At 40.2% G+C, this 25,771-nt stretch carries 25 protein-coding genes; 17 read left to right on the top strand and 8 right to left on the bottom strand.

Annotated features, from left to right (window positions below; all coding sequences use genetic code 11):
* Positions 1-25: 25 nt before the first annotated feature.
* Genes J7I96_RS02145 through J7I96_RS02135 form a run of 3 tightly spaced genes read right to left on the bottom strand, consistent with a single transcriptional unit; the run spans position 26 to position 4,232 of the window.
* The gene (locus tag J7I96_RS02145; RefSeq protein ID WP_214773811.1) at positions 26-1,453 is read right to left on the bottom strand and encodes a sigma-54-dependent transcriptional regulator; all 1,428 of its coding nucleotides are present in this window, start codon (positions 1,451-1,453) and stop codon (positions 26-28) included.
* Positions 1,454-1,457: 4 nt separating this feature from the next.
* Positions 1,458-3,071, bottom strand: a complete 1,614-nt coding sequence (locus J7I96_RS02140) for a sensor histidine kinase (RefSeq protein ID WP_214773760.1) — start codon at positions 3,069-3,071, stop codon at positions 1,458-1,460.
* 12 nt (positions 3,072-3,083) lie between these two features.
* Entirely contained in the window at positions 3,084-4,232 is a 1,149-nt protein-coding gene (locus J7I96_RS02135; RefSeq protein WP_214773759.1) for an iron-containing alcohol dehydrogenase, read from the bottom strand.
* 271 nt (positions 4,233-4,503) lie between these two features.
* Here J7I96_RS02135 and J7I96_RS02130 point away from each other — a divergent pair, with 271 nt between their 5' ends.
* The 10 genes from J7I96_RS02130 to J7I96_RS02085 all read left to right on the top strand — a co-directional run bounded on the left by J7I96_RS02130 (position 4,504) and on the right by J7I96_RS02085 (position 12,601).
* On the top strand, positions 4,504-5,907 hold the full coding sequence (locus J7I96_RS02130) for a M28 family peptidase (RefSeq protein ID WP_214773758.1): 1,404 nt from the start codon (positions 4,504-4,506) through the stop codon (positions 5,905-5,907).
* Positions 5,908-6,142: 235 nt separating this feature from the next.
* Entirely contained in the window at positions 6,143-6,571 is a 429-nt protein-coding gene (locus J7I96_RS02125; protein ID WP_311315267.1) for a YwqH-like family protein, read from the top strand.
* Positions 6,568-6,855 carry a YwqI/YxiC family protein gene (locus J7I96_RS02120; RefSeq protein WP_034306007.1) on the top strand — a complete coding sequence of 96 codons (288 nt, stop codon included), beginning with the start codon at positions 6,568-6,570 and terminating at the stop codon, positions 6,853-6,855. The genes J7I96_RS02125 and J7I96_RS02120 overlap by 4 nt, the downstream gene beginning before the upstream one ends.
* Complete coding sequence (locus tag J7I96_RS02115) at positions 6,852-8,978, top strand: ribonuclease YeeF family protein (protein ID WP_215048041.1); 2,127 nt, start codon at positions 6,852-6,854, stop codon at positions 8,976-8,978. The genes J7I96_RS02120 and J7I96_RS02115 overlap by 4 nt, the downstream gene beginning before the upstream one ends.
* Entirely contained in the window at positions 8,978-9,400 is a 423-nt protein-coding gene (locus J7I96_RS02110) for a hypothetical protein (protein WP_214923075.1), read from the top strand. Before J7I96_RS02115 ends, J7I96_RS02110 begins: the two co-directional genes overlap by 1 nt.
* A gap of 554 nt (positions 9,401-9,954) precedes the next feature.
* Positions 9,955-10,977, top strand: a complete 1,023-nt coding sequence (locus J7I96_RS02105) for an ADP-ribosylglycohydrolase family protein (protein ID WP_214923076.1) — start codon at positions 9,955-9,957, stop codon at positions 10,975-10,977.
* Positions 10,978-11,037: 60 nt separating this feature from the next.
* Complete coding sequence (locus tag J7I96_RS02100) at positions 11,038-11,472, top strand: hypothetical protein (protein ID WP_214773754.1); 435 nt, start codon at positions 11,038-11,040, stop codon at positions 11,470-11,472.
* Positions 11,473-11,579: 107 nt separating this feature from the next.
* On the top strand, positions 11,580-11,855 hold the full coding sequence (locus J7I96_RS02095) for a hypothetical protein (RefSeq protein ID WP_214773753.1): 276 nt from the start codon (positions 11,580-11,582) through the stop codon (positions 11,853-11,855).
* Positions 11,856-11,878: 23 nt separating this feature from the next.
* The gene (locus J7I96_RS02090; protein ID WP_214923077.1) at positions 11,879-12,265 is read left to right on the top strand and encodes a hypothetical protein; all 387 of its coding nucleotides are present in this window, start codon (positions 11,879-11,881) and stop codon (positions 12,263-12,265) included.
* A gap of 144 nt (positions 12,266-12,409) precedes the next feature.
* A complete protein-coding gene (locus J7I96_RS02085; protein WP_214773751.1) occupies positions 12,410-12,601 on the top strand; it encodes a hypothetical protein in 192 nt (63 codons plus the stop codon).
* Between the two features lie 196 nt (positions 12,602-12,797).
* Here J7I96_RS02085 and J7I96_RS02080 read toward each other — a convergent pair whose 3' ends face one another.
* Both J7I96_RS02080 and J7I96_RS02075 read right to left on the bottom strand, forming a co-directional pair.
* Positions 12,798-14,054, bottom strand: a complete 1,257-nt coding sequence (locus tag J7I96_RS02080; protein ID WP_214773750.1) for a DUF445 domain-containing protein — start codon at positions 14,052-14,054, stop codon at positions 12,798-12,800.
* Between the two features lie 269 nt (positions 14,055-14,323).
* A complete protein-coding gene (locus J7I96_RS02075) occupies positions 14,324-15,301 on the bottom strand; it encodes a bile acid:sodium symporter family protein (protein WP_214773749.1) in 978 nt (325 codons plus the stop codon).
* Between the two features lie 320 nt (positions 15,302-15,621).
* Here J7I96_RS02075 and J7I96_RS02070 point away from each other — a divergent pair, with 320 nt between their 5' ends.
* The 4 genes from J7I96_RS02070 to J7I96_RS02055 all read left to right on the top strand — a co-directional run bounded on the left by J7I96_RS02070 (position 15,622) and on the right by J7I96_RS02055 (position 19,555).
* Entirely contained in the window at positions 15,622-16,299 is a 678-nt protein-coding gene (locus tag J7I96_RS02070) for a response regulator transcription factor (protein WP_214773748.1), read from the top strand.
* Positions 16,296-17,675, top strand: a complete 1,380-nt coding sequence (locus J7I96_RS02065) for a sensor histidine kinase (protein ID WP_214773747.1) — start codon at positions 16,296-16,298, stop codon at positions 17,673-17,675. The genes J7I96_RS02070 and J7I96_RS02065 overlap by 4 nt, the downstream gene beginning before the upstream one ends.
* 99 nt (positions 17,676-17,774) lie before the next feature.
* Positions 17,775-18,881: an ABC transporter permease gene (locus J7I96_RS02060; protein WP_214773746.1), complete on the top strand. Its 1,107-nt coding sequence runs from the start codon at positions 17,775-17,777 to the stop codon at positions 18,879-18,881.
* On the top strand, positions 18,878-19,555 hold the full coding sequence (locus tag J7I96_RS02055) for an ABC transporter ATP-binding protein (RefSeq protein WP_214773745.1): 678 nt from the start codon (positions 18,878-18,880) through the stop codon (positions 19,553-19,555). Before J7I96_RS02060 ends, J7I96_RS02055 begins: the two co-directional genes overlap by 4 nt.
* Before the next feature lie 133 nt (positions 19,556-19,688).
* On the opposite strand, the gene bioC is transcribed toward J7I96_RS02055, so the two are convergent.
* The 3 genes from bioC to bioF are packed head-to-tail and all read right to left on the bottom strand — an operon-like array spanning position 19,689 to position 22,490.
* Positions 19,689-20,555, bottom strand: a complete 867-nt coding sequence (gene bioC / locus J7I96_RS02050) for a malonyl-ACP O-methyltransferase BioC (RefSeq protein ID WP_214923078.1) — start codon at positions 20,553-20,555, stop codon at positions 19,689-19,691.
* Complete coding sequence (locus tag J7I96_RS02045) at positions 20,545-21,294, bottom strand: alpha/beta fold hydrolase (RefSeq protein WP_214773743.1); 750 nt, start codon at positions 21,292-21,294, stop codon at positions 20,545-20,547. Before J7I96_RS02045 ends, bioC begins: the two co-directional genes overlap by 11 nt.
* Complete coding sequence (gene bioF / locus J7I96_RS02040; RefSeq protein ID WP_214773742.1) at positions 21,291-22,490, bottom strand: 8-amino-7-oxononanoate synthase; 1,200 nt, start codon at positions 22,488-22,490, stop codon at positions 21,291-21,293. Before bioF ends, J7I96_RS02045 begins: the two co-directional genes overlap by 4 nt.
* A 420-nt stretch (positions 22,491-22,910) precedes the next feature.
* Between bioF and J7I96_RS02035 the strand changes: the two genes are divergently transcribed.
* The 3 genes from J7I96_RS02035 (at position 22,911) to J7I96_RS02025 (ending at position 25,739) form a co-directional block, all read left to right on the top strand.
* Positions 22,911-23,750, top strand: coding sequence for a YitT family protein (locus J7I96_RS02035; RefSeq protein ID WP_214773741.1), 840 nt, complete (start codon positions 22,911-22,913; stop codon positions 23,748-23,750).
* A 154-nt stretch (positions 23,751-23,904) separates the two neighbouring features.
* Positions 23,905-24,090, top strand: coding sequence for a hypothetical protein (locus J7I96_RS02030; RefSeq protein ID WP_214773740.1), 186 nt, complete (start codon positions 23,905-23,907; stop codon positions 24,088-24,090).
* Between the two features lie 359 nt (positions 24,091-24,449).
* Positions 24,450-25,739 (top strand): ABC transporter substrate-binding protein, encoded by a 1,290-nt coding sequence (locus J7I96_RS02025; protein WP_214773739.1) that lies wholly within the window; start codon positions 24,450-24,452, stop codon positions 25,737-25,739.
* Positions 25,740-25,771: the final 32 nt, after the last annotated feature.

The following is a 25,771-nucleotide window of genomic DNA, read 5'->3' as shown; positions in this document are numbered from 1 at the left end:
CTGGAACCGGGCATCCTCCTTTTTATTATGTCTGGCTCTTCTCATTTAATATATAGCGCAATTTCCTTATGGATATTTGCAGGCGTTTGGCAGCTTCATTCCGGTTGCCGTAGGTTTTTTGCAGTGCCTGCATGACGAGCTCTTTTCCAACTGTCGACTGAAGCTGTTTGATTTCCGTAAGGATTTCTTCAAGCATCAGTTCATCCTTCTCATTAAAATCTGCCACCAGCCTTTTTCGCCACTCTTCAAGAAGGTTTCCTGTTGACTGTATCTCTGGTGACGCATTTTTGTCAGGTTTGATCTGGCTGTTGGATAGTGAGATATCATTGGCGGTTATTACTGACTTATTGTCTGCAAGAGTTAGTGTGCGCAAGACTACATTAGATAGTTCGCGTATGTTGCCTGGCCAGTTGTATTGCTGTAATTTTTCAATGGCTTCATTGGAAAATGAGATACCTCCATGACCATTTCTCTCAACCAAGTGACGGACAAGCAACGGAATATCCTCTTTTCGGCTCCTTAATGGCGGGATATCCAGAGTCACGACGTTCAGTCGGTAAAATAGGTCTTCCCGAAATTTATTCTTGTCCACTGCCTTTTGCAGGTTTTCATTGGAGGCCGCCACTAACCGGGCGTTCGTCCGTAATGTCACGCTGCTGCCAACCCGCATGAATTCCCGCGTTTCCAAAACCCGAAGCAGTTTGACTTGAATGGCCGGACTTGCATCCGCAATTTCATCAAGGAAAAGCGTCCCGTTCCCAGCAATTTCGAAAAAACCCCTTCTCAGCTGGGTCGCTCCGGTGAAAGCACCCTTTTCATGACCGAATAATTCGCTTTCAAGCAGGGACTCAGAGATCGCTCCGCAATTGATGCCGATAAAAGGTTCATGGTTTCGGGGGCTGGCTATGTGGATGAAGCGTGAAAGCACTTCTTTCCCGCTTCCGGTTTCTCCTTCGATTAATACATTGACGGATTTTTGGGCAACCTTGAAGGCCGTTTCAATCAAATTCTTCATTAAAGGACTTTCACCGATAATGAGTCCTGAATCCTCGGCAAGCTTATGGATGAAATGCTGGTTCAAAGCTTCATTTTCATTCAATAGGTTGTCAATCTGCCTTTCCAGTACTTCAATATCCACGAAGGGTTTTTCCATGTAATCACTCGCGCCGAGTTTCATGGCATCAACAGCGGTCTTGACGGTGCTGTATCCGGTCATGATCAGTACCTTGCAACGCGGCTGTAGTTGTTTTAGATGCTGCAGGAGGGAAAGTCCATCGCAATCCGGAAGCTTCAAATCTATCATTGCGACATCAAAACGCTGCTGATTCCAGTCGATCCCATGAAACTCCTTCCCGCTATTCACAACTTGAACGAGGTAACCTTTCATCGTAAAAAGGCGGGATAGAAAAGTCCCAACCTCTTTCTCATCGTCTACCACAAGTAAATGAATCACCTTATCATCCCCTTTCCTCTCCATGTATGGGAAGCCTCAGGAAAAAAGTGCTTCCATGTCCTGGTGTGCTCAAAACGTCGATCTTTCCGCCATGGTCCTTGGCGATGCCAAGGCTTACAGACAGCCCCAAACCTGTACCTTTTTCACGCTCTTTAGTCGTATGAAAGGGATGGAATATGAAGGGCAGGCGTTCTTTTTCAATCCCTGATCCGTTATCAGTCACCTGAACCACCATGAACTTGTTTTCTGAATAGGTAGCGATCGCGATCGATTTTTCCGTTTGCGCGGACTCATCCAATGCATCCTTGGCATTCAATAGCAAGTTGATGATGATCTGTTCGATCTGCGGCTGGCTGCCCTTTATGAAAGGAAGGTCTTCCTGAAGGCTAAGATGGAGGGAGATTTGCTTCTTCCCAAGTTGGAACTTCAATAGGTTCAGAACCTGGTGAATGGCCTCGTTAATAGAGTAATAGTGGAACCTATACTCATCCTGCCTAGAAAAGGTAAGCAGACTTTTCACGATTTGCCTGCATCGGTCCCCGCAAATCTTAATGTCGTCCAATAGCATATAATCCGGATTGTCCTGTGGGGTTTTCCGTAATAAAAGTTGCGAGTTACCAAGAATGGCCGTTAATGGGCTGTTCAACTCATGGGCAATCCCAGCTGCCATTTCACCAATCGCCCCAAGTTTACCGGCATGTAATAGCTGGACTTCCATCTGTCTTCTTTCGGTGACATTTTTATAATAAGCAATGACCCCATATACTTGATGCTCCTTATTCTGAATCGGGTAAGCATGCATTTCCAAGATGGTATCATGCTGAAGGAGTATTTCCTGAAACCCTGGCTTATTAAATGAAAAGGTATCTTGAATCAGATTTTGCGATTTTTCAATTAAAGGAACCAAGTTGGAAAAGCCCCTGGCTGAATCATTCGATTGATAGACCGTTCCTTTGTGATCGAAGACGATGATCATATCTTCAACTGCCTTGAATGTATCCTCCCACTCCTGTTTGGAATGAAGAACTTCCTTATAAAGCTGGGCATTCTCCAAAGTTAACGCAAGCTGATTGGATAGTTGCTCAAGAAATTCGATTTCATCTTCATGCCATGTTTTCTTTTTCTTCCTGCCGAAAGTCCAAATTCCGATTTTTTTACTTTTTCCGTATAAAGGGACTAATAGAAGTGATTCAATCTCAAGGGATAATAGACGATCCTTTTCTGGGAAGTCCGGTAACTGGTTAACTTCCACCTGAATCGGCTGCTTTTCTTTCAAGGCCGATGAGAATTCCTGAAAAGGGTGTAACAGGTTTTTGGGATCCATTTCAAGATCGCAGTGACCATTAGGGCAGATGTGAAGCAAGGCAGGTTCTTCCTCATACAATATGACAAAATGACTGTCATCGAAGGTAATGAGCTGCTTAAGTTTTTCAATAACATTTCTGAGAATCTCTTGGATGTCGATTTCCATATTCGTATTTTTTGTGATGTCATTCATGATTTCAAGCTGCATATTCTTCTTCTTCAGCTGATCCACGGTTTTCTTAAGTTCCGTGTAATACGTTTTTTTTGAAGATTTAACGCCTGTCATTAAATCTATCAATTCATGTTTGTTCATGCTTTTCACCTCTTATAGGGCTGTAAGAAGCAGCTGATTAATCTGTTCCAATGACATATCACGGGGGTTTGTGATCATGCAGGCATCCTCAAGGGCGGTCATCCCTATGGGATCAATCATTTCTTTCGTAATGCCGACATCACTTAAACTCTTGGGAGCCCCTATATCCCGGGATAATTCCCTTACGAAGTGAATGGCAGCCATTCCTGCTTGCTGCTCCGTCAATGCCCGTGTATCGATGCCCATGATGTCTGCAATCTTGCTGAATCGCCTTGGTGAGGCAATTCGATTGAAATCCATGACATGGGGAAGGAGTATCGCATTGATTTCACCATGCGGAAGGAGGTACTTGCCGCCTATGGCATGTGAAATGGCATGGGCAGCTCCCAAAATGGCATTGGAAAAAGCCAGTCCAGCCTGCAGGCTCGCCATCGCCATCGCTTTTTTTGCTTCCTCATTATGCCTGGATGCAACAGAGGGGCGTAAGTGGCGGGAAACGATGGAAAGCGCGTTTTTAGCTTGTACATCGGTCAAAGGTGTCGCAGCGATTGAAACATAGGATTCAATGGCGTGAGTTAAAACATCCATTCCGGTAGCTGCTGTCAAATCCGGTCCCAAGGTGGTTAAGGTACCAGGATCGACTATTGCAATATCGGGGACGAGTGATTTTGAAATGATCGTCATTTTTTTCTCGCGGAATGAATCGACGATCACCGAAAACTGGGATACTTCCGAACCTGAACCTGCAGTGGTCATGATCATCACCATGGGCGGGAGGGGAGAGTGGACTTTATCAACACCTTCATAATCACTGATGATGCCGCCATTCGTTACTAAAAGGGCTACCCCTTTGGCAACATCCAAAGCACTGCCTCCGCCCAAACCGATGATGGCATCACATTCTTGTTCTTTAAATGTCAAACAGCCGGCTTCGATCTCCCTGTCCTTCGGATTGGTCGTCATTTCAATGAAGGTAGCAAAAGCAAGGCCTGCATCTTGGCAGGATTCAATGACTTTATCCAACCAGCCAGCATTGGCCACCCCGGAGTCGCTTACGATCAGCGCCTTTTTGGCACCCAGCCGCAAGCAGGCCTCGCCAGCTTGTTCAATCGAACCTTTACCGAAAATCACTTCCGGCATCACGAATTTAGTTATCGACATCTTTGCGCCTTCTCCCTGTAAAAATTCAATATCTTCTGTATTATTTTCCCGAAAAAGTACGAAAATCCTGTTTGAATTACAGGTATTTTTATATAATATGACAAAATATCGAATGGATAAGGACTTTTAGTGTAGGTCAAATCACCTGATAATTTCTTGAATTTGTAAATTAGGTACTTTAGACATGCATGAATAGGGATAAACCTACCTAGTTAGTAATTTCTATATATTGTAAAATCATGATAGAAACTATTAAACTGGGAGGCAATCTATGAAAAAACAATTTCTGTCGTTAACATTAATCACAGCATTGACACTCGGAACAGCCGGGACAACCACCGCATTAGCAGCGCCGCATTCATCGCCGGTGATATCTGAGCCATCCACGGATAAACAAGTCATTAAAAGAATCGATGCCGATAAAATCTACAAGAATATTGAATACCTCTCACAAACACCTCGGGTGGCCGGTACGGATTCTGAATATAAAGCCGTCCAATTCATCAAAAAGCAATTTCAATCTTATGGTTATAAAGCCGATATTGAAGAGTTCAATTTTTTATCTTATACAGACCCAAATCTGGTCGAGCTGTCCGTTGCCGGATTTGATGGCGAAATCCAAGCGAATCATTTAACCTATTCAGTTAATGGGGACCTATCCGGTGAAGTGGTATATGCCGGTTTAGGAACGAAAGAAGAGCTTGAGGAAACCGATGTTGCAGGGAAAATTGCCCTTATACAAAGAGGGACCCTCACTTTTGCAGAGAAGGTATTGAATGCAGCGGAAAAAGGGGCAGCGGGAGTCATCCTATTCAATAATGCAGATGGGGAATTAAACGGGACACTCGGAGGGGATAATGACAAGTTTATTCCATCCGTCACGATCACCAAAAAGGATGGAGAAGCCCTTTTGGAAAAATTGAATGATGGAGTCAAATTGACAGCATCATTAAAAATTGAAGGAGCTTATTCCGGAGAAAAAACCTCGTACAATGTAGTGGCAACGAAAAAAGCAACAAAGAACAATAAAGCAAAAAAGAGCGATATCATTTATATTACTGGACATCATGATTCCGTCGCGGGGGCACCCGGAGCGAATGATGATGCATCTGGAACATCCGTCACCCTTGAACTTGCCCGTGTTCTGAAGAATCTTCCTACAGATACGGAAATTCGCTTCGTCACCTTTGGGGCAGAGGAAAATGGATTGCTTGGTTCACAGCATTATGTGGAGAGCCTCCCTGATGATGATATCAAGCGGACCATTGCCAACTTCAATCTGGATATGGTAGGAAGCAGGGATGCCGGGGATTTGGTCATTTTGACTAATGATGGAGAAATGAACCTTGTAACCGAGCTTGCCCAGGCATCAAGTACAAGACTGAATGGAGACCCGACTCCATATGGACAAGGCGGGAGAAGTGACCATGTATCTTTTGCGGAGGCTGGAATACCCGCTGCTTTATTCATCCACAGTCCATCAGAACCTTGGTATCATACTCCTGATGATACCATTGATAAAATCTCAAAAGAAAAGCTTCAAGATGTTGCTGAGATTGTCGGCACAGCTGTCTATGACCAAGCGAAAATCGAAGCTAAAAAACCTGATTTCCATCATAAAAAAGGGAAAAAGGTGAAAGTTCCGCATTTATTCAATGAAAAGGAATTCAGATAAGGCAGTAAATATTCAGAGGGTGCAGCCTGCACCCTCTTCTTGTGTTTAAAAATGGAAAATAAGGGGTAATAAGTCTAATTCGGAATTGATGCCTATGGGAAGGATTCCCTAAATACCTAGCATAAATAGCTTATTTATCCCTATTTAACTCTAAGACTATAATCCTTATAATAAAAATTATGAAAAATATGACAGTCTACATAATGAGAATAGTATGTTTGAGGTGATTTTTTAGGTGTATGCAAATTCATTGAGTGAAATTCACTCTGCCCTCTCCAGCAAAATGTCCGATGTTAATGAAAAAATCAATCGTTTGGAGCAGGCAAAAAGACAAATCAAAGAAGAACAGAATGCTTGTCTTGGGGAAATAGCTAAAATTAAAAACCCGGACTTGGCAAAAAGCTGGACGGGAAACCGTGCAGAAGACTTTCAAGATGCCCGCAGTGATGCATACAAGGCAATGTCAACGATCATTCATGATGATTATGATGACTATCAAGAGAAAATCGACGGTAAAATCATGATGCTTAATATAGAGAAAAAGGCACTGAGTGCAGCAGGTACGATAGCCCATGAAGCGGATGTTCTTTTAGGCAAAGGAGAAGCCGTCATAGATCAATTGGAAAGCAAAATATCATATTTAAAAGGGTGGTTGTTTTCATGACGACAATCAAACTGAATCATCCTGCCGTAACGAAACAAGTCGATCAGGTAAAGACGGCACTTGGTACAGTCACGCTTGGAAATTTGCCGGCAGGCGAGCTTGGCAACAATAAATTGGAATTCACCTCGAAATGGATCGACCGCGAAACGAACCTGGAGAAGGTCTTCGAGCAATATATCAAAATCGTCCAGAAAAATGTGGAAGATACCCGTGCCAACATCGACTTATTAAAAGAACAGGATGAAGCCATCGCCCATACGTCTTCACATGGGTATCAGCGATGAAAATATATGAAGCCGAGACATTGACGGCCGCAACCAAGTCGCGCGCCAAGCAGTATGAAGAACTAAAGAAGGAAGTCGCAGCCCTGAAAAAGGAATTTCAGGGCATCGTCGGCCTGGATAACGAGTTTCAGGGAGCCGGTGCTACCGCCATCAAAAGCTTCTATGAAGCGCAAATCGAGGTGGCGGACGCCTGGATGGAACTATTCACGACCCAGATCAGTTTTTTGGAAGGCATTCCGGCCAGTCTGGAAGAGGCTGACCTCTCCGGAAATACAGTGGTCGAGGTTCCCTTTTTAGATGGCGAGGTGTCGAACGGCATCAACCAATCGAAGTCGCTTGTCGATCAACAAGCGAACGATCTTCAAAGGATCCTGAACAGCATTGACGATATCCTGCCTCTTGATGTGTTCGACCAAAAGGACTTTAATGAAAAAATCACGTTGGCCGGGCACAGGCTGGATGACACCGTGACAAAGGTCGAGAATGTCGACCGGCAATTGGTCGAGGAATATGATGTGTCCATCGGGCAGGAAAACGTGGCCGTTGGCCTCTTCCGTGCCTTGCTTGATGCCACGAAGCAGGACGGCAACATTTCGCCGATGACATTCAACCAATCGGCATTCAAGAATAGTGACGTCTATCAAGTGAAGGATGAAGTCGCCGGTCAGATGAAAGACTATCAAACCTTCAAAAAGGAACAAGCAGAAGCCCGGAAAATCGAACAGGAAATGGAAGAACTCGAAAACCGCCCATGGTACGAAAAGGCCTGGGATACGACAAAAACCTTTACAGGGGAATTCACGGGATATTATGATTCAATCAGGGCCTCGACCGGAGTCGATCCAGTAACGGGCCGCAAGCTGTCCGATGCCGAACGAATCGCCGCAGGCGCCATGGCAGCCGCTGGATTCATCCCCGTCGTCGGCTGGGCCGGCCGGGCCATCAAGGGCGGCAGCGCCATCTACAAAACGGCGAAAGGGCTCAACGCAGCGAACCACGCGCTCGATGCCTATAAAACGACAAAAGGCTTTAGCCTCCTCCAGAAAACCGAATACGGAATATACGGGCTCCTCGCAGCCAACGGCCTCGGCGAAGCGGTCACCGGCAAAGACATGTTCGGCAACCAGCTAACCGAGGAACAGCGCCAGAACGGGCTGTTGATGGCACTCGGAATCGGCGGTGTGGCAGGTGCGGCGAAGTATGTGGATCATTTACAGGCTAAGAATGCAATCTATCAAACTACTGACTTATTAAAGGAAAATAAAGTAGTAAGAAAATATGCTAAGGAAATAGCGAAACATCCAAATCCTAAACCTGTTGAAGACGTATTAAAGTATGTAATTAAGAAACAAAATTCTATAGGAACTAAGGTAATGCTCGATGGAGAAGTTGTTGAAAAAGTTTTAAAGGAAGTTAAGCCGAATATCACGATAAGAGAACTGGAAAATTTAAAATGGAGTGTAATAGAGGAAGCTACTTTAAAAAATAAGACCATTCTTCAGCCTTCACAGAGAGCAAGGTTATGGCAAGGTTCTCATCCTTACTTTGGTATAGATACATATGAGGATATTATTTTGAAAAAAGGCACAATCTTATTTGCTGGATATCCAAGACCAACTGGTTATTGTTTTACAAAAGAGGTTTTAGACAGTGTAGACGGAGATTCAAAAAAATTATTTCAAGGTGTTCAAGTTAATCCTAGAGAATTTGATGATGGAACGGGAGATTATAAATTTCAGGTCATTAAATTCGAATTAATGGATGATTTACCATCAGCTAGAGGTATGACAGATGCGAATCCTCAATTAGGATCAGGCGGTTTAGAGCAAATATTCACACCGGATTTTGAAGATTTACTTAGGGAAGGAAAAGTAAATCCTGTACTGGACGATGTAACTAAACAAAAATTAAGAGGAAATGGAATAGAATTTAATCCAATATTGTTACAACAAAAAGATGAAAGTGGTAAGTACATGTACGAAACTATCAGTAAGACTTTTGTAGAGATAGCAGAGGATCCAAATGTTATCAAATTGAAAAATTTTAAATTAACTAAAGCGGAAATGGATGAAATTAATGAAGCGATAGAAAATGCTGATTTATTTGAAATGGGGATTCGTTAATGAATAATTTGAATAATGGAACATTGACAATAGAAGGAATTGAAGTTAACCAAGATACAAAATTAGATTTTTTTGAGAAGTCATTAGCAACAAATCCCAATTTTGAGGTTAGGAAGAGGCAGTCTGAACAAGCAACAGTTGGTTCCTTAAGGCCCATACAGTTGGGAAGCAAAAGATTTTCTGTTAGAATTTCTTTTGAGAATAATATAATAAAGGGAATACGTTTAAAGGTTAATGATCCATCCATTAACCAATGGGACTATGAAGAAAAACTATCTCAGCATGGCGAATGGCTTACAGAACAAATTGGGTATCCTGAGGGAATATTGTCTGAAAATGTATTTGAATGGGGTAAGATAACCCAATGGTATGATCCAAGGTCCAGTGATGCAGGAATAAGCATACTTTATTTCCAAAGGTAAAATGAAACGAAATGAATATGAAAATAAGATAAAAGAGTTAGATGTAGATTTACAAGAATTCAATATTGTTATTGTAGAAAAACTAATGTACCAATTTCAACAGGTTGTTACTTTGAAGATGGAAATTGGATATTGTATAATGTGGATGAAAGACAAAATTTTTCAATTATCGAAAAGGGTAACGAGGATCGAATTTTCAAATTTTTATATATGATAACGTTGGGGGAAATAGGGAAGTAGAATAATTGGAGATAATCCAATTGATTTTAAAACCAGACTACTTATCCATTTTACCAAAACCGTTGCAAGCCGAGGTACATAGTTAAGATTATCGAAAATGAAAACCGTATTTTGCTAGAATAAAATGAAACCTTGAGTGGCTAAAGCCATTCAAGGTTTTTTTATAAAAGGGAAAAACCTATAGTAATTTTGTAGTATAGGTATTAGTTTTTATAAAACTAAAGTGTTACCTTAATCAATCTGTAGTACATTGAATTAAGCAAGGATTACTGAATGCTGACGAAATAGTATTTAAACAAAAAGTAGGTGTAAGAATGACAAGCAGAAGAATGGTAGACAGATGGGAAGACGATAACAAGATTTTTATGAGTTTAGCCATTAAGAAAAGATTATTACCGAGTATGTATGGCGGTATTATCGGAGACTTGCTTGGTGTTCCTGTTGAATTTAAAAAAAGAGGGACTTTCACTATTAATGATATAACGGGATATGGAACCTATAATCAGCCGCCAGGCACTTGGTCGGATGATACTTCGTTAACTTTATATTTAATTGAAAACTTAATTGAAAAAGGCGATTCAGCGGAGCTCATGCAAAAATTCGTTCAGTATATGGAATCTGGCTATTGGACACCACATCATGAAATGTTCGATATTGGCAGATCGACCAGTGAAGCCATAATCAAGTTTAGAAATGGAACCCCGGCACCAGAATGTGGCGGAAATGCCATGTTTGATAATGGGAATGGGGCGTTGATGAGGATCGCTCCAGTAGCATTTATCCTTGTTAATAACTTTAATTTCATTGAAAAAATCCAAACCATTAAAAAGTGTACGGAAGTAACCCATGCACATCCGCGTTCTGTGGTAGGTTCCATTATTTATGTCGAGTTTTTACTTAGACTTTATTATAATAATTCTCCTGAAGATGCAATAAGACAAACAAAAAAACTTTTTGATGAGAATTTTGATAAAGATCATATATACCAAAAAGAGCTGCTATCCTATTCAAGGATTTTTGAGGAAGATTTCTTTTCATTACCACAAAAAGAAATTCTGTCAGATGGTTATGTCGTTCATACATTGGAAGCAGCCATTTGGTGCTTAGGAAATTCAGATTCATTTAGCGATGCCGTTTTAAAAGCAGTGAATCTAGGGGATGATACGGATACAGTAGGTGCCATTACAGGAACAATGGCAGGTATGTACTATAAAATGGACGACATTCCTAAAGAATGGGTTGAGAAAATCATCAGAAAAGAAGATATTGATGAATTAATCAACCAATTCCATAGTTTTTGTGCAGATAAAGCCATTAAAGAAAAGTATGGTGCTTGATGTAATTCCTTCATATGTACAGAGTCCAGTTTTGCTATGTTAAACGGGGAGCGAAGCCGTTTGAATTTGGGTGATGGAGAATTAAATAATGGAGTGAGTGGAAAAATGATAAGAAAAGGTGAGTATACGATCTATAATGGGAGAGAGTATAGATTCATAGAATCTGATTTAGTGGAAGCTATTGAATTAATTAGCAATGATAAAAAAGATATGGAGAATGGCTTTACTTATTATAAAAAAAATATTTACACGAAAATAGTAGGTGTAAATGAAGTTAAAGAATTATATTCTATTAATCCCTATGCTGTATATAAGGGAGAGGTGTTTCCAGCATCACAAGAAAGAAAAACCGGAAAAGTCTTGTTGGATACAACAAACACTGAACTTGCTAAAAGGATGGGGTTTGAACGGACAGATAAATATATGTACTCCAAATCTGTGGAATGGGATGAAGTGAAAATAATCGAGGAGAGGAAACCCTATTCATTAGATTAATTTCTTCATTTCAAACGTGATTATATTTATTGTACTATCCCCTCAAATGAGCTTTGGAACTGTTTTGTTAGGGGTCTCCTTTATAGGCGAGTAGATAGGAAGATGAAATGGATAAGAAAAAGCAGTTAATCGATCAATTAAAAGTTGTGATAAATAATCTTGAAAAAAATTATAGTAATGAAATTACTAGCGGCGTTTTACAACTTATATATATAAGATATAAGAATGCATTGGATGTAATGGAGTGTAATGAAGTTATAAGGGAATTAAATATTATTGGCGGCGTAAGGGCTTATATGGATAGTTATAATGACTATCAAAATCCGTTATTAGGAGAATTACATAAAGCCGAAAAATTAATTAGAGAATTATTCCATGCTTGATAAAGTTTGAAATGGAGAAAACTATGATAAGAAAAGGAAAGTATGCAATATATAATGGTAGCGAGTATAGTTTTAGTCTACTGGAAGATAAATCAATAAGATTAATTAGTAATAAACAATCTGATCTATCTCAAGGTTTCAAACATTTAGATGAAAATATTTATATTAAAAATGTTTCTGTAGAAGAGGTAGAAAATTTATTTAAGATAAATTCAAAGGCAAAATATAAGGGAGAGGTGTTTCCAGCTTCTGAAGAAAGAAGAACCGGAAAAGTATTGTTGGATACAACAAACACTGAACTTGCTAAAAAGTTGGGGTTTGAACGAACAGATAAATATATGTACTCCAAATCAGTGGAATGGGATGAAGTGGAGATAATCGAAGAAAGGAACCCCTATACATTAGATTAATTTCCTGATTTAAAGCGCCTACATAAAGTAAAAGCGATTATTTCTTCAAAAAGTGGGTAATAAGAATTAAGCGGTCTTTCATTTAATATCTAGCACTAAGTTTTCTTTATGTTGAATAAGGAGAATTTGGTGGGAGGTGATTAAATGAGGAAAGCCTATGGTATAAAAAGTTTGATGATTTACCTTGAGTCGGTAAATTATCCAATTACCGAAGAGGAAATCAATGATCTAATATTAAATAAAAAGATCCCCCATCTCAGACCCATCGATAATTTGCTGATTTTTAATTTGGATCATATTGATGGCTGGCTTAGTGTTCAGCAATCCAACCCTTAGTTAATTGAAGCCTTGCTTTAAGTGGAGCTTTGATTTATATGTGTACCTGTAATCTAAGTTTATTGATAAAAAGGAAAAGCTAGCCGAGGTGTTTCATGAAAACCTTGGCTGGCTTTTAGTTTATCTCTTCATTTTCAGAAAAACGAATCAGTCCCAGTTGATTTGGTAACGACTGTATACTGCCGTTATGCCTGGATTATAATAGCCTAAGCAGAGCCTGTGCACCTGTTAGGATAAGCCCTATGATAAAACCGCAGACCGCTCCGTTCACACGAATCCATTGCAAGTCTTTTCCTACACCATTTTCCATCATGTCGATCAGCGTTTCGTTGTCTAGCTTATCTAAATTTTCTTGTACAAGATTGCCGATTTGTGTATGATTTTTTTCAATGAGAACAGTAATTTGTTTCTGTATCCATTGATCGATGCGGGTGCTATTTTCCTTAATATTGTCCAGTATATGATGAATCATTGGAGTCAGGTAAGCATCCATGAAATGTTCACCTTCGACGAAATCCAATGCTTCTTGTTGAATTTGTTTTAGGATTCCCTCTAGTGTCGCCTCAGGCTCCCATTTTGTCAGAAGTTGTTTTTTCCATTTTTCAACTCCTTCCAACAGTTCTGGGTTATGGTTAATGCCTTGTATCTCTTTCCTGATATATAAGATTAAAGCCTCTCTATTTGGTTCTTTCTCGTTTTGTAAATTATTTACGACACTTAATAGCAGGTTTTGGATGATATTACCAAGTTTCTCTTCATTAAGTAGACTTTGAATGGATTTAACGGCGAACTGAAGCATACCTTCCAGTTCAATCTTGCTGAGTACATCCATGGAAACAGTGCCAAGTCGGTGACTGGTTTCTTTTTTTCCTAACCAATCTTCAGCTTTTTTTAAAACATGATCCAAAGCCTTCTTATCAAACTCTTCGTTAAGTAACTCTGAACTTACTAAATGCAGAATCTTGCTCATGTCTATGCTAGAAAGTGATGCTTTAATTTTTTTTGCAACGAAAGGTGTAATCTTTTCTATATCTATATAACCAATCATTTGCTTGATCAGTTTAATCAGGACTTTTCTAAATGTATCACTTTGAATCTCTTTTCCTAAAATAGGGATCAATTTTTCAGTAAAAGGAATATGTTTTACTTTGTCCTGAATACTTTCCTTAGAAAGCCAGTCGTTTTTTAGCATCGAAACAAGTGCATTTGTCATTCTTTTACGATTGTTGGGCAAAAGGGCTGTATGGGGGATTGGTAATCCAAGCGGATGGCGGAATAATGCAGTGACTGCAAACCAATCTGCCAATCCGCCGACTAAGCCAGCCTCAAACCCTCCATGTAATAAATCCAGCGGCAATGTACCTTGAAATGGAGTGGTTCCAATATAACCCGCCCCCATGATAATTAGTGAATATCTAGCTATTTTTCTTGAAGATTTTATTTTTGGTGACATTATATTCCCTCATCCTTAAAATGATAGTCAATTACTATAACCCGAATCATTAGCAAATTTTATAACTTACTTTCATCTAGTAGTATAGCAGGTAGTTCTAAAAAATAACCACAACAAGGCAGTAAGTTCATTATTTTTGGGCTTTGAATATTGTCATTTTCCCTTGAATGTTCAATATTCTGATGATAAATGCACAAAAAAAGCCGATTCACTCAATCGGCTTTTTTAATTCATTTACTGAAAAGCGTTTTTTTGTTCATTCCAACATATTATGATGCGTCTGTTTTTATCGAATTATTTTTATCGGTGCCTACATTTTTTTTATCTTTCATGAGACTGAAGATATAGGCCAGAACGGAACCTGATATGTTATGCCAAACACTGAAAATGGCACTTGGAACAGCGGCCAAAGGCGAGAAGTGGGCTGTTGCTATGGCTACACCTAAACCAGAGTTCTGCATACCGACCTCCATTGCAACAGCTTTCTGCTTAGCTAAATCCATCCCGCATAAACGAGCAAAGAAGAAGCCGAGTAAAAACCCAAGAACATTATGAAGAACGACTACTGCAAAAATCAGCAAGCCTGTTTTAGCCAGCTGATCTTGGCTGCCAGCTACTACGGCAGATACGATCAGAACGATGGAAATGACAGATACTAGAGGTAAAGCCTTTGCACCAGCCTCTGCCTGTTTGCCGAAAAACTTTTTAACAAGAAATCCTAGTATCAGTGGGATAATCACCACTTGAATGATCGAAATGAATAATGACCCAATACTGATGTTGACCCATTTACTTGCCAAGAGCAGAATAAGCAGGGGCGTTACGATAGGCGCAAGAATAGTGGAAACAGAAGCAATGGCAACTGCAAGCGCAACATTTCCTCTCGCAAGAAACACCATGACATTTGAAGCCGTTCCACTAGGGCAACATCCTACCAAAATAACGCCAACAGCGATTTCTTTGGGCAAATCGAACCCTATTGCCAATCCGAATGCCAATAAGGGCATAATGATAAAATGACCTGCTACCCCTAGTGCGACTTCTTTCGGCCGTCGGAATACTTCTTTAAAATCCGCTGCTGATAATGTAAGTCCCATGCCAAACATGACAATTCCTAGTAATGGAACAATATAGTCTCCAATCCATATAAACTGATTAGGTAAGATATACGCAATAACTGCAAATAAAATGACCCATAAGGTAAACGTTTTACCAGCAAATCCGCTGATTTTCTCTACTACTCCCATAGTGACCTCCTAGATGTTTTAAAATAAAACAATTATAGTTTATATTCAGAATATTTAAAACCCTTTTGGGCAATAAAAATATCAATAGGGCTGAACTAGTGTGAATATGACGGTTTACTATAGGAAAAAAGCGGACAGGGTTTTTAGATTCTGTTCGCTTTTGACTTTATTTTTTTAAAAAAATAAGAGGGTGCTGTATATTAGTGGCAAACTAATTTATATAGAACCGGAAATTGAATTAGTATTTGTTGTTTTACAGGTTTAATTATTGCTATTGTATGTTTAGCCAGGGCTATAAAAGAAGTGGAGATGTGGTTTCTTTGATACATATATTAATTGCGGATGATGATCGGCATATTCGGGAATTGCTTAAATTTCATTTGGAAAAGGAAGGGTACATGGTATCGGAAGCGAAGGATGGTAATGAAGCTTCCTTGTTACTGGAGAAGGAACGGATCCATCTGGCTGTTGTCGATATCATGATGCCGTATAAAAACGGACTGGATCTTTGTAAGGAAATCCGGGATCAATATGATCTGCCGGTCATTTTATTGACAGCTAAAGATCAACTTATCGATAAGGAAAAGGGGTACTTTGCTGGTACGGATGATTACCTGGTAAAGCCATTTGAGCCAAGGGAGCTTCTATTTCGGATAAAGGCGCTATTGCGAAGATACCGTATGGTGAATTCTGAATCAATCTCATTGAATCAAACGGTGATTGACCGTAAAAGTTACGAAGTGCGAATAAAGGGGAATACGCTGCTCCTGCCGCTTAAGGAATTTGAGCTGCTGGCTCAGTTGGGAAGTTTTCCTGATCAGGTCTTTACGCGTGAGCAGCTTATTGAACTGGTGTGGGGTGCTGATTTTGCAGGGGATGATCGAACGGTTGATGTCCATATTAAACGGTTGAGGGAACGTTTTTCCGGCCGTACCGATGACTTTGTCATAACGACTGTCCGTGGCTTAGGTTATAAACTGGAGGTCAACAAGAAGTGAAAACACTTTATTTCAGGATAGTTATTCAAACCATTTTGATCATGGTGCTCGCCAGTGTCATCGCTTTTTTAATTTCCAATGTCTATTATCATAAGGTTCAAAAACCCAACAATGGTGAGAAGATAAGCAAAGTCGCAAGTGAGATCGTCTCTTTATATGAGGAGAATCCTGATCAGGATATTGATGAGTATTTAACCCATATAGCAGGATTGCACTATCAAATGTATCTATTTAATGAGCAGGGTGAAGGAACATTATATGGTGAGCCGTTTCGGGAAACGAATTTGGACCGCGACACGATTTCCGGAGTTTTGAATGGGAATACCTATCAAGGGATCGCCAATTATAATAATGGGTTATTTATTACGGGGTTTTTTGAAGATGTATTAATTAATAGCATTGGGGTCCCGATGAACGTGAATGGCGAAAAGCATGCATTGTTTGTAAGGCCCAATATAGAGCTGCAGTTTGGCGAATTTCGCTTTTTCCTAGCAGTTTTGCTCGTACTGACGCTCCTTCTCAGTTTTTTATTTGTGATCATTAATACGCGTTTCATCGTTAAGCCGATTACGAAATTAACGGAGGCTACAAAAAGAATCGCCGATGGGGATTATAGTAGTGAATTGAATGTCTCCCGAAGCGATGAAATAGGGGACTTGGCCCAGCACTTCTCGAAAATGACTCAAAGCATACAGCGGTTGGATGATATGAGGCAGGAGTTCGTATCGAATGTATCTCATGAAATTCAATCTCCGCTTGCATCCATCCAAGGTTTTTCCCAAACCCTCCAATCGGAGGAATTAACAAAAGAACAAAGAAATCAGTACTTATCCATCATTGAAAAAGAAAGCAGGCGCATGTCGTCGTTAAGCAAACAGCTGCTCATGCTTGCTTCGTTGGATAAAGTAGATGATCCGCTGCAGCGGTCGAAGTTTGATTTAGCGCAGCAAATCCGGCAGGTGTTGTTCATGCTGGAATGGAATTGGCGGGAAAAGGATATGGTGATCGAAATGGATTTGCCGTCCACCGTCATTTCTGCAGATGAGAAACTTTTAAATCAAGTTTGGACGAATTTGATAACCAATAGCATTAAATACTCGGAAAGCGGCAGTTCGATCGATATTCGGATTAAAAGCATAGGCAGTACTGTTGAAGTGATGATCGCGGATACGGGCATCGGAATTCCAGAAGAAGACCTTCCTTATATCCTTGATCGCTTTTATAAAGTCGACAAAGTGAGGAACCGGAGTGAAACCGGAAGCGGATTAGGACTTTCGATCACGAAGAAGACGGTTGAACTTCATGGGGGAACGATTGAAGTCCAAAGTGAACTTGGGAAAGGGACCACTTTTTATATACGGCTGCCCTTTATGTAATCAGTTGTTCATCTTCCATTCATATTGAGTGTTTACAATCGAGTCATACCGATTGAAGCAGGACTTGATTGGTAAACAAAAGAAAAGGGAGATGAAATGATGTTTTTGGCAATACGTGAACTAAAGCATTCAAAGTTACGTTATCTGCTGATTGGACTGATCATGATATTGGTCGCTTTGCTTGTTTTTATCATTTCAGGATTAGCTAATGGACTTTCTTCAGATAATGCTTCATCCATACAAAACATGAAGGCTGATTATTTCGTCATGGAGCATGACTCTAAAAATAAATTGAACCGATCGATCATATCGATGGAAAAGCTGGATGAAATCCGGGCTATATCGGATGTTAAAGCAGCCGAAGGACTTGGGCAAATGATGATCACATTGAATAAAGTCGGCTCTTCGGAGAAAACGGATGTCACGATTTTTGCGACCGATGCCAGTGGAATACTAGCACCGAAGGTCATAGAAGGAACGAGCTATGACAATAAGAAACAAGGTGAAGTCGTTGCAGATCGTTCTTTAAAAGATGTCGGTTATAAATTGGGTGATTCACTCAAAGATGACCTATCTGGTAATGTTTTCACCATTGTTGGTTTTACTGAAAAGCAGTCTTATAGCCATACACCGGCAGTTTACATGAATGTTAAGGGGTGGCAGGAGATTAACCCTGGATTGAAAAATCAAGGTAAAGACTCAATCAGCGCAATAGCCGTGCAAATGGACTCGAAGTCGGAAGAGAATGTACGTGAATCATTGCCTGAAGGTGTAACGCTCATTTCGAAAGAAGAATCACTTCAGAGTATACCAGGGTTCAAAGAGGAACAGGGTACATTGACGATGATGATTGCCTTTTTGTTTGTCATTGCAGCTTTCGTTTTGGCCGTATTCTTTTATGTGATTACTTTGCAGAAGACGAATCAATTTGGAGTCCTTAAAGCCCTCGGGGCAAATACGGGCTACTTGGCAAAAAGCATCGTTGGTCAAGTAATGCTGCTTGCCGTGACATGCATAGCCATCAGCGTTGCCCTGACATACGGCGTCACTTTAATCATGCCGGAAGGAATGCCATTTGAATTAAGTGCCGATTTGGTCATTAAATATTCCGTGTTACTTTTGGCTGTATCCGTATTGGGTTCACTGCTATCACTATACCGAGTAGCGAAGATAGATGCGATCGAAGCAATAGGGAGGGTATCATGATGGGGGATAAACTATTATTTGAAAACGTCAGTAAGATTTATGGGGAAGGCGATAATAGGGTAATGGCACTTGATGATATTTCCCTGAATGTAAGGGCGGGGGAATTCGTCGCGATTGTGGGTCCTTCGGGCTCAGGAAAAAGTACTTTCCTTTCAATAGCAGGTGCGTTACTATCCCCGAGCAAAGGCCGCTTACTGCTGAATGGTGAGGATATTACAACACTATCCCCAAAAGAATTGACTCGGGTACGCCTTGAAAAGATCGGGTTTGTATTCCAATCGTCGAATCTTGTGCCATATCTCTCCGTACGAGATCAGCTTCTGCTGCTTTCTGAATTGATCGGCAAGCGAGATAAAACAACTGTGAAAAAAGCGGACGATTTGCTTAGCCACCTTGGACTTGGACATCGGGCAGATCACCTGCCAGAAGCACTGTCGGGCGGTGAGCGGCAGCGTGTAGCAATCGCCCGTTCGCTGATGAATGATCCAGAAATCATTTTAGCGGATGAACCAACCGCAAGTCTTGATTCCAAAAGAGGCAGGGATGTTGTTGAAATGCTTGCACATGAAGTGAAATCAAGAAATAAAGCGGCCATCATGGTAACGCATGATGAAAGAATGTTGGATTTATGTGATCGAGTGGTCAATATTACGGATGGCAAGGTATTTGGATGAAGTGATATGTAAAGAAGCCGCCGCCTCCCCAAAGGAATTAGGAGTGGCGGCGGCCCGAATTGCTTGAAGGGGATGGTCAACCGATAGTACGGGGATGGAATGCTAGTCGTTACTTTATATAAAAGATTTGCGATTATGTATAATATTTTGCTTGTATCCCAGATGGGTTATATTCGGATTGATCTTGTTTTTTTATTTTAAAGAACAAACAGTGATAGGTTGCTTTCACACCTGATTCATTTCGGTATTCTGTGTCGTATATGTTAATTAACTCTCGAAAAAAGGAAGGGCGCTGGCAGTAGTTTTCTTTGTTGCTATTAGCAGCCCCAATCTTTTTAATTGAAGTGAAAAACTCACGTACTGTCTGAAAGTACTCCAGTTCAAGCTTTTCTATTTTTGTAATCTCGATTGGAGCTGCTGCTGGATAGGGGATTGCTGCTTGGCAAACTTGGGATAATTCTTCCAGAGTGTAAAACGGTTGGCCTGGTGAACTATCCATGGAAAGTTGAAGCTTTTCTTTCGCTTGTTCATATGACCTATGAAGCTCTTGAAAGGTATCTATTCCGAACGTTGAAAATATCAGGCTTCCTTCCGCCGTTAATCGTGTAAAAAGTTTTTCAAGGGTTGCAGGAATATCATTCAACCATTGAAATGTTGCATTGGAAATAATCAAGTCGTAATTTTCATTTAGCGTCATTTCTTCGATGTCCATACATAAAAATGTAACACGGTCTTCCTTTGTCAATCCCTTTGCCACTTCAACCATACCGGGTGCCAAATCAACAGCCGTAATGGCGGCATTAGGGAATGTTTTGACGAGTAACCTAGTTAAGTAACCGGTGCCGCAGCCGATTTCAAGAATATTGATTTTATGATTGGTGTTTTTTTGAGGAAGCAAATCCACTAATTGCTTTGCCATGTTTTTTTGAACATTGGCATACGCATCATATGTTTTCGCGTGTTCACTGAATCGCTTGCTTAACAATCGTTTATCTATCATGAACGTACTCCTTTTGAATGAATGTTTTTATCTGCTCCATACATTCCTCTGGTTTTGTGAAAAATGGAATATGACCAGCACCTTCGATAATACGAACCTTGGCTCTCCCACCCAAATTCTCTTTAATGAAAGATGATGCTTCAAGTGGACAAATTTTGTCTTCCCTCCCATGAAGCATTAAAAAGGGGGCTTCAATCCGGCCGAGTCTTGCACGAGCATCTTTCTGAAGTAAATAATCCAAACCAATCAGAAGCGAAAACACATCATCTCCATGAAACTCGCTTTGAATGATCTTGGTGAATTGATGATTAAAACCTGCTTCTTTTTCAGCATCGGAAAACATCGCTTCATAGAAGGAAGTCAAAGTCTTCTCTTTATTGCGCGGCAGTTGTTTCTTCATGCGCTCGACCATTCGAGAATCCCAGCCAAATGAATAATTTTCTCCTGTAGTGAACCGACTTGTTGCGCCAAAAAGGATAAAACCTTTTATTCTTTCCCGGAAAGAACTTGAAAGTTCAAGTGATACTAGTGATCCTAATGACCAGCCCAATAAATAAACAGGACCATCTAGGGGAGCGATTGTGTTTATGACTCGTTCTTCAAAGTCATTTAGTGCCTTCATATCTCTCCAATCTATAAATGAAAGGTGAAATAGTTCTGACAGCGGTTTGATTAACGGTTGAAACGCCTCTTTTTCCATTCCCCAGCCAGGAAGCACGACTAAATTCGGCTGCTTCATTCAACAACACCCATTTCTTTTCCAATGATCGAAACTTTTTGAACTGCCCAATCAAGATCGTTTTTATCGTGGAGGGCTGTTACGGTAAACCGGATTCTCGCTTCATTTTCAGGAACGGTCGGCGGCCTGACAGCAATAGCGGCAATTCCTTCTTTTTGCAAACGTGCAGCAAATTCCATCGCTTTTTCGTTTTCCCCGATGACGATAGGAACAATTTGTGATTGGCTTCCGCAAATGTTAAACCCGTAATTTGTGAGTTCTTCTCTAAAGTATTCTGAATGTGTTTGGAGCAGTGAGCGGCGTTCCGGTTCTTGCTGTACGAGTTCAATCGCTGTTTTTATAGCACCAAGTATGGCTGGGGGAAGTGCAGTTGAATAGATGAATCCGCGCATGCGATTTTTTAAATAGTCGATGAGCCATTCTTTCCCGACAACATAGGCCCCGAATGAACCAAGCGCTTTACTGAATGTTCCCATTTGGATATCTATTTTATTTTGTAAATGGAGATGACCGGCATAGCCTTCACCGTTTTTACCGTAAATGCCGCTTCCATGTGCTTCATCAGTCATTAACATTGCGTTATAACGCTCCTTTAACCGAACTAGGTCTTCAAGATAAGCGAAGTCACCATCCATGCTGAAAACCGTATCCGTCACGATTAATTTACGTGCTTCAATCGGAGATTTTTTCAAAAATGCTTCTAAATGATCTAAATCATTATGACGATAGCGTATATGCTTTGCTCTGCTTAAAAGAGCTCCATCGACAATGCTTGCATGATTCAATTTATCGCTATAAATCATATCGTTACGGGACAGCAGGGTGGAGATTATTCCAAGGTTCGCGTTATATCCACTGTTGATGATGAGTCCTGCTTCGACCTTCTTCCAATTGATAAGAGCTTGTTCAGCCTGCTCATAAAGAGGATGATTGCCAACAATTAAACGTGAAGCCGTTGCTCCTGCACCAAATGTATGTACGGCATCAACCATAGCCTTTTTCAGCCGCTCATCTCCTGCATATCCTAGATAGTTATTAGAAGCTAGATTAAGCATCCTGCACCCGTTGATCGTAAGCCAAGGCTGTTCGGCACATTCTGTTGATACGAGTTCACGCTTTTGCGAAATTTCTTCTAAATGAGCCAGTTCTTTTTTTATTTTTTCTTCCCAACAAGGTAAACGTTTTTCACTGTGCATGGCCATTCTCCTTTTTATATGTCAACTAAAATTAATATAGGTTAACATATAAAACATTCTAATCATGACTCAATGAAACTGTCAAGCGTTGAAAACGAGCATGGGAATAAAGTAATGATCCATTAATCTGGGAGAATTCAAGGACTGGAAAAAGCCGGTATATTATTTAGATCCCAGCCAGGAACATGAATCTAACCATTAAAAATAAGTTTATGGAGGATCGGGCAGCGGTGGTTTTGTTAAGCTAATGTATATAAAAATATGTATTAAGCTCATTCATTGAAGATAATCTAACTTCCAAGGTAGTCTTTTTGTTAAACCTTGAAATCTTTGAAGGATTAAATGGAATTCCATGTTACTATAGAGCAGTGAAATTTAACAGAATTCACATTAACCATTACATAAAGGAAGGGTATAAATATGAAAAAGATTTCTTTGGATGTTTTCTTTATATTAATAGGAGCTTTTATTTTCGCTTTGGCAATAAATCTTTTCGTCATTCCCAATGAGCTTGGTGAGGGAGGAGTCACAGGGATAACGATCATTCTGTTTTATCTTTTTGAATGGTCACCAGGGCTGTTAAGTTTAATCATTAATGCTGTCCTGCTCATTGTCGGTTATAAATTTTTGTCTAAAATGACAACGGTATATACAATCGTAGCCGTTGCCTTTAATTCACTTTTCCTTCATTTAACCGAAAGCTGGACGATATCTTCAGATGAATTGGTCATCAATGCCATATTTGGCGGGGTTTTTGCCGGTGCAGGAATTGGCATGATCATTCGTGTTGGAGGCACTACTGCCGGTACGACGATCCTTGCCCGAATTACGAATAAGTATTTGGGATGGAGCTTAAGCTACGGACTTCTGTTTTTCGATTTAATCGTTGCGTTCTCATCTTATTTCATCATTGGCGCAGAAGGTCTGATGCTCACTATCCTTATGCTTTATATTGGAACAAAAACGATGGAATTCATCATTGAGGGATTGAATCCGAAAAAAGCGATCACCATCATTTCGAATGAAGCGGACCAGATTGCAAAACAAGTAACCGAATTGATGGACCGGGGGGTCACTGTTTTTAGTGGTCATGGATACTATACAAAAGCATCCAAGGATATTTTATATATCGTTATAAGTAAGCAAGAGGTACTAAAGTTAAAGAGAATAGTTCAGTCAACGGATAGCAATGCTTTTATAGCCATACATGATGTTCGGGACGTATTCGGTGAAGGTTTCCTGGATATCTCGAAGTCCTGATGATAATAATGTATAAGCGAAATGAAAAGGCCTAATTAGGCTTTTTTATTTTGAATGGCAAAAAATCTATAAATTCTGAATAATTTGTTATATTATGTAAGTAAGAAACCACACACCCTGAGGAGTGCAGCCATTAAATGTGGAGGTGTCCAAGATGATCCTTTTAAAAGTGGATGACAGAAAGTTTGGGAAAAGCAATATCAAGTACAGTGTCGTTGATAAGGAAAAGAATGAATTGATCATTAGCGGTGTGTTTAAGGAATTTGGACAAGCAAGCGATAAATATTATGAATTGAAGGATGAATACGGTCCTTCCAATGTGAAGATGATATTGAAGTGAAAAGAAGGGGACCGAATGGTTTCCTTTTTTTCGTATAATGCCGGGAATGAAAATGCCCGTACAATAAATAATCGGATAAAGGAATAATCAAAGGTTTCTGAATCATATAATTAGATTAAGAGAGTTCTTAACATCCTTTTTTTACAATATACTACAATTTTATTGTAAAGTATGGAATTTGGTGGTAATATAAAGCGCATAAATGTAAACGTTTGCAATGTTTTTGTGAGGAGGTGATGTAAAAGAAGTACGATAGACTATGAATTTTATAGAATGAATGGCTTTTATTTTACTAATTTTATGCAAACGTTTTCTTAAAATTGCATGAATATTATGAGAAAAAGGGAGAGTGGGTAGGCATGAAGCGTAAAAAATGGTACGGGGGAATTCTTACTGTTTTATTGATTTTTAGTGTGATTTTGGCTGGATGCTCTTCTTCAACTGGCGGAAACAGCGATTCAAAGGATGTCGTGACGCTGGATATATTTCAATTCAAGGTAGAATTCAAGTCGCAATTCGAGACATTGGCAAAACAATATGAAAAAGAAAATCCAAATGTGAAGATCAAGGTATCGACGGTCGGCGGCGGAAATGATTATAAATCAGCCATTACGGCAAAGTTCGCTTCAGGTGAGGAGCCAGCGGTGTTTAACATTGGCGGGCCGGTAGATGTCGCACAATATAAAGATAGATTAACAGATTTAAAGGACACGAAGGCTGCTGCTGCTGCACTTGACGGTACTTTGGATGGCGTCGAAGAGGACGGGCAGGTCCTTGGACTTCCATTTAACCAGGAAGGATACGGCTTGATTTATAACAAACGGATTTTTAAAGAAGCCGGAGTTAATCCTGATGAGATTACAAGTTATGAAACATTAGAGGCGGCAGTTAAGAAAATCGATTCACAAAAAAACAAATTGAAAATCGATGCAGTTTTCGCTTATCCGGTCAAAGAGAAGTGGGTGACAGGAAACCATTTATCCAATGTATTCTTATCACCGGAGTTTGATGGGAATGTTTTAGAAGCTAGTAAGGCACCAACGGTTAAATTCACGGATGGTGACAAGTTTAAACAATTGGTCGATATCCAAAATGAGTATTCCGTCCAGCCGACAGCAAGTCTTGATTACTCCCAACAAGTGGAGGAGCTTTTCTCGCTTGAAAAGGTTGCGATCATTCAGCAAGGAAACTGGGTGTATAACACAGTCTATGATATGGATCCCGAGTTGGCTGAAAAGGGAATTGGCATCATCCCAATTCCAAATGGAGACAATGCAGGCATGCCGGTCGGCGTACCGAACTATTGGGCAGTGAACAAGAAATCTGATGAAAAGGTACAGGAAGCAGCGAAGAAGTTCCTCGACTGGATGTATACATCCGAAGCAGGGAAAAAAGCCGTTTTGGAAGATTTTAAATTCATTCCTGCTTATGAAGGATATGATGTAGAAAAAATTGCCGATCCAATTTCAAAAGAAATTTATAAATACTCCCAAGAAGGAAATACGATTGGGTGGGTGTTTAATGGATATCCGGTCGGTTGGAATGATGATCTTGGTGCAAGTGTCCAAAAATACGTAACTGGTAAATTGACTTGGGAGGAGCTTGTCCAACAGAACATTGAAAATTGGGAGAAGATTCAAAGTAAATAAGAGTTGGGGAATGCTAGTGACCAATCGGCAAG

It is taken from the genome of Bacillus sp. ISL-78 (assembly GCF_018613455.1).
Taxonomy (GTDB): Bacteria; Bacillota; Bacilli; order Bacillales; family DSM-1321; genus Peribacillus; species Peribacillus frigoritolerans.
The sequence above is the reverse complement of the archived record's forward strand: the minus strand, read 5'-3'. Positions and strand labels throughout refer to the sequence as shown.

Bases quoted from the DNA above. Each gene is read 5' to 3' on its own strand.
- J7I96_RS02080 (WP_214773750.1), bottom strand. From the start codon at position 14,054: ATGTCACCAAAAATAAAATCTTCAAGAAAAATAGCTAGATATTCACTA.
- J7I96_RS02060 (WP_214773746.1), top strand. From the start codon at position 17,775: ATGTTTTTGGCAATACGTGAACTAAAGCATTCAAAGTTACGTTATCTG.
- J7I96_RS02055 (WP_214773745.1), top strand. From the start codon at position 18,878: ATGATGGGGGATAAACTATTATTTGAAAACGTCAGTAAGATTTATGGG.
- J7I96_RS02115 (WP_215048041.1), top strand. From the start codon at position 6,852: ATGAAAATATATGAAGCCGAGACATTGACGGCCGCAACCAAGTCGCGC.
- J7I96_RS02120 (WP_034306007.1), top strand. From the start codon at position 6,568: ATGACGACAATCAAACTGAATCATCCTGCCGTAACGAAACAAGTCGAT.
- J7I96_RS02045 (WP_214773743.1), bottom strand. From the start codon at position 21,294: ATGAAGCAGCCGAATTTAGTCGTGCTTCCTGGCTGGGGAATGGAAAAA.
- J7I96_RS02135 (WP_214773759.1), bottom strand. From the start codon at position 4,232: ATGTCGATAACTAAATTCGTGATGCCGGAAGTGATTTTCGGTAAAGGT.
- J7I96_RS02075 (WP_214773749.1), bottom strand. From the start codon at position 15,301: ATGGGAGTAGTAGAGAAAATCAGCGGATTTGCTGGTAAAACGTTTACC.
- J7I96_RS02035 (WP_214773741.1), top strand. From the start codon at position 22,911: ATGAAAAAGATTTCTTTGGATGTTTTCTTTATATTAATAGGAGCTTTT.
- J7I96_RS02085 (WP_214773751.1), top strand. From the start codon at position 12,410: ATGAGGAAAGCCTATGGTATAAAAAGTTTGATGATTTACCTTGAGTCG.
- J7I96_RS02030 (WP_214773740.1), top strand. From the start codon at position 23,905: ATGATCCTTTTAAAAGTGGATGACAGAAAGTTTGGGAAAAGCAATATC.
- bioF (WP_214773742.1), bottom strand. From the start codon at position 22,490: ATGCACAGTGAAAAACGTTTACCTTGTTGGGAAGAAAAAATAAAAAAA.
- J7I96_RS02110 (WP_214923075.1), top strand. From the start codon at position 8,978: ATGAATAATTTGAATAATGGAACATTGACAATAGAAGGAATTGAAGTT.
- J7I96_RS02105 (WP_214923076.1), top strand. From the start codon at position 9,955: ATGACAAGCAGAAGAATGGTAGACAGATGGGAAGACGATAACAAGATT.
- J7I96_RS02090 (WP_214923077.1), top strand. From the start codon at position 11,879: ATGATAAGAAAAGGAAAGTATGCAATATATAATGGTAGCGAGTATAGT.
- J7I96_RS02095 (WP_214773753.1), top strand. From the start codon at position 11,580: ATGGATAAGAAAAAGCAGTTAATCGATCAATTAAAAGTTGTGATAAAT.
- J7I96_RS02140 (WP_214773760.1), bottom strand. From the start codon at position 3,071: ATGAACAAACATGAATTGATAGATTTAATGACAGGCGTTAAATCTTCA.
- J7I96_RS02130 (WP_214773758.1), top strand. From the start codon at position 4,504: ATGAAAAAACAATTTCTGTCGTTAACATTAATCACAGCATTGACACTC.
- bioC (WP_214923078.1), bottom strand. From the start codon at position 20,555: ATGATAGATAAACGATTGTTAAGCAAGCGATTCAGTGAACACGCGAAA.
- J7I96_RS02025 (WP_214773739.1), top strand. From the start codon at position 24,450: ATGAAGCGTAAAAAATGGTACGGGGGAATTCTTACTGTTTTATTGATT.